At 43.7% G+C, this 3,292-nt stretch carries 3 protein-coding genes and 1 pseudogene; all 4 read left to right on the forward strand.

All coding sequences use genetic code 11. The features are described 5' to 3' along the window. Positions 1 to 154 (forward strand): annotated as a pseudogene (locus tag QZZ41_RS00255) (protein translocase subunit SecD); the annotation flags it as partial. Next, entirely contained in the window at positions 151 to 1,122 is a 972-nt protein-coding gene (secF, locus tag QZZ41_RS00260; protein WP_295066577.1) for a protein translocase subunit SecF, read from the forward strand. The pseudogene QZZ41_RS00255 and the gene secF, both read left to right, overlap by 4 nt. A gap of 150 nt (positions 1,123 to 1,272) precedes the next feature. After that, on the forward strand, positions 1,273 to 2,409 hold the full coding sequence (locus QZZ41_RS00265) for an FHA domain-containing protein (protein ID WP_295066579.1): 1,137 nt from the start codon (positions 1,273 to 1,275) through the stop codon (positions 2,407 to 2,409). A gap of 21 nt (positions 2,410 to 2,430) precedes the next feature. Continuing rightward, positions 2,431 to 3,198: a PP2C family serine/threonine-protein phosphatase gene (locus QZZ41_RS00270; RefSeq protein ID WP_295066581.1), complete on the forward strand. Its 768-nt coding sequence runs from the start codon at positions 2,431 to 2,433 to the stop codon at positions 3,196 to 3,198. Positions 3,199 to 3,292: the final 94 nt, after the last annotated feature.

Below are 3,292 nucleotides of genomic sequence, written 5' to 3' on the forward strand. Positions count from 1 at the left end.
TGAGGGCGTTGTTTACTCATTCGGATTCACACTCCTTGCAGGTGTTATCTGCAACTTCATATTCGGTGTATTCGCATCAAGACTTATGGTAACTTCACTCTCCAAGTTCAAGTGCTTCAGAAACAGAAAGCTTTATGGAGGTGACGAGAAATGAGCAAGAAGAATACTCAGAAAGAAATCGTAACTACTCCGTCAAAGGTATATAATTTCTGTTCAAAGAAAAAGCTTATCCTCGGCGTTGTTATCGCTGTTCTCGTTGTATTTATCGCAGGTGCGATAATAAGAGGTATACACCTTGCTATCGAATTCAAGGGCGGTACACTTATCACTTACACATATCAGGGTGATATAGACACAAACGAAGTCGGAAACACAGTAAAGGACATCGTTGGTTCATCAGTTGTAGTAAGAACAGGTGAAAGCCTTGACTCAGGCGGAAAGCAGGTCACTATCTCATTTACTTCAGATCAGGGACTTACAGTTGAAAGACAGAAAGAGCTCACAAACGCTCTCAAAGACAAGTTCAAGGATAATTCACTTGAGATATACGATTCAAACGACGTAACACCTTCATCAGGCCGTGAATTTCTTCTCAAGTGCTTCATAGCTGTACTTTTTGCAGCATTGATCGTTATCATCTATATCGCTATCCGATTCAGAAATATCGGCGGCTGGTCAGCAGGTGTATGCTCTATATTCGCTCTCTGCCTCGATATATTCGTAGCTTTCACAGCTACAATAGTATGCGGCTTCAACATTGATTCAAATATCGTTGCCGTTATACTCACTATCCTCGGATATTCGATAAACAACACTATCGTTATCTACGACAGAATAAGAGAAAACCGTCAGCTTATGCCTAAGGCTTCACTTAACGAGCTTATCAACGTAAGCTGTACACAGTCTCTTGTACGTTCTGTAAGAACTTCTATTACAACAATCGGCACAATGCTCGTTATCACAATAGTTGTTCTTGTAACAGGCTATGATTCGCTCCTCAGCTTCTCAGTACCTCTTATGATGGGTCTTATCTCAGGTACATTCTCATCACTCTTTGTTGCTCCTGTAACATGGTCATGGTGGAAGAATAAGATGGATGCTAAAGCTAAGAGCAGCAAGTAATTAAACATTAAAGACCGTCCTTCTGGACGGTCTTTTTATTTCTGTTGACTGCTCACTATGCACTAATCACTAATAACTGCTCACTTATCTTGACTTTATATGCATAATATTGTATAATAAAAGGCAGAAAACCACGGAAGGAGCGGTAATGTGGCAAAGCTAAAATTTACTGAAATAAACGACGAAGTATGTATAAAATGCAGATTTACGGGAAACGAAATACTCAACGAACCTGAGTACAGATATTTCATCGATAACCGCATAAAGGGCTGGCTCGTTCCGTTCGCAGAGGGTACAGACCGCCTCGAATTCACAGGTGCTAAGGGTATCCCACTTATAAATAAGATAAGAAGCGGTATCGACAAGCAGGAATACTTCTGTATCATAAAAAATCTGCTGGACATAATAAAGGTAGCAGAGACCTGCGGCTTCAATATGCAGAATATTGTCCTCGACCCAAACTTTATAACTGTTGATACGGCTGATCTTGACATATATCTTTTCTATCTGCCATTGTGGTACAATGAGAGCTGCAATGACGGTATCGTAAACTGTCTGCGCAAGATATCCACCTTTGCGCAGTACAAGTCTCAGAGCGACTATTCAGCCGTTGACGGCTTTATGAATTTCGTCTGCCGTGAAAGCGGCTTCACTATCTCGGAAGCAAAGGAGTATATCCGCAAGGAAGTACCTTCTCTGTTCCCTGCTCAGACTGCAAAGCCTGCACATACTCAGTTCAGCAGACCTGCTTCAACAACTCCAAAATCCGAGCATACACAGTTCAGCAAGCCTCATATCCCCGAGCCTTCTCAGCATATAAATAATATGGCTCAGACCATAATCAACGATATCAACAAAGGCTCACAGGAGTTCAAGCACACAGCTGCTCCCGAAGTCCCCGAGCCTAAGATAATACCTTCACTTAAAAGTGATAAGAAGAACGTGCTTCCCGAGCTTGTAAAGTCAGAGCACATCAGATCGGCTCCGCAGAATTATCCCAAGCTCACAAGACGCGCCACAGGGATTACAGTGAATATCGACAAGCCTGTTTTCAGGATAGGCAAGGAACGGGACAAGGTAGATCTCTGCATAACCGAAAACAGAACTGTCAGCAGAGTCCATGCAACTATATACACTCGCAGCGGCTCGTGCTACATTGAAGATAACAACTCAACAAACAGAACATACATCAACGGAACTGCCGTGCCTGCAAATATGGAGATAAAAATAAAAAACGGCGATGTTCTGAAGCTTTCCAACGAAGAATTCGATTTTATAGACGGGTAATGTCCGCCGTAAGGGGGAATTATGAAATATATTGCAGCCTGTGATACCGATATCGGTATCTCTAAAAAAATAAATCAGGACAGCGTATGCGTCAAAACTGCAAAAACAAGTACGGGTATGGCTGCACTTGTAATGGTATGCGACGGAATGGGCGGACTCTCACGGGGAGAGCTTGCAAGCGCAGAGGTGGTAAGAAGCTTTGCGGACTGGTTCGATACTGAGTTCCCCTTTGAGCTTCCCGACTGGGACTGGCAGACCGCAGCTCATAATGTGATAAGCAGACTCCGCAGACTGAACGCTATGCTCGTTCACTACGGTGCGCAGAACAGCATTCAGCTCGGCACTACAGCTACGGGTATAATAGCCGTAAACTCCGAGTATATGACATTTCATGTGGGCGACAGCCGAATATATAAGATATCCGACAAGCTCAGCCAGATAACCGATGACCATACCTACGTGAACCGCGCAGTAAAAATGGGCAAAATGACTCCCGAAGAGGCTCTCGTTGACCCCCGAAGGAATGCACTTGTACAGTGTATAGGGGTTACGGGAGAGGTCGCTCCCGAAATAAGACTGGGAAATCTTGAAAACGATGTGACCTATATGGTCTGCTCCGACGGCTTCCGCCATGTACTGACGGAAAAAGAGCTGTTCGAGGAGCTTTCGGTAAAAAAGACTGCAACCAAAAAGAATATGCAGTCAAAAATGCGTGAGCTTATAGAAACTGTAAAAAAGAGAGAGGAAAGCGACAATATTACCGTCGCTCTCTTCCGCGCCGAGCTTTGACAGCAAAGGAGCGATATATATGACAACAGGCGAAATACTTGTTATCGCGGCAGCTGCTGCGGTATTCGTTATAATAAACATCATCATGTGGACC

The sequence above is a fragment of the Ruminococcus sp. genome (assembly GCF_016283395.1).